This is a genomic window from Massilia norwichensis (genome assembly GCF_024753245.1).
GTDB lineage: Bacteria > Pseudomonadota > Gammaproteobacteria > Burkholderiales > Burkholderiaceae_D > Telluria > Telluria norwichensis.
Genome location: NZ_JANUGX010000097.1, coordinates 1 through 477 on the forward strand (window position 1 = coordinate 1; position 477 = coordinate 477).

General features: G+C 54.7%; 1 rRNA gene. It reads right to left on the minus strand.

Annotation, left to right across the window (positions count from 1 at the left end):
• Positions 1–464 (minus strand): 16S ribosomal RNA (locus tag NX782_RS26285); the annotation flags it as partial.
• Positions 465–477: the final 13 nt, after the last annotated feature.

Here is a 477-nt window from a genome sequence, read left to right on the forward strand (position 1 = left end):
CGGATATTAGCCAACCCCGTTTCTTCCCTGACAAAAGAGCTTTACAACCCGAAGGCCTTCTTCACTCACGCGGCATTGCTGGATCAGGCTTGCGCCCATTGTCCAAAATTCCCCACTGCTGCCTCCCGTAGGAGTCTGGGCCGTGTCTCAGTCCCAGTGTGGCTGGTCGTCCTCTCAGACCAGCTACTGATCGTCGCCTTGGTGAGCCTTTACCTCACCAACTAGCTAATCAGACATCGGCCGCTCCAAAAGCACGAGGTCCGAAGATCCCCCGCTTTCTTCCGTAGAACGTATGCGGTATTAGCGTAACTTTCGCTACGTTATCCCCCACTTCTGGGTACGTTCCGATGTATTACTCACCCGTTCGCCACTCGCCGCCAGGTTGCCCCGCGCTGCCGTTCGACTTGCATGTGTAAAGCATGCCGCCAGCGTTCAATCTGAGCCAGGATCAAACTCTTCAGTTCAATCTCTGTTTGT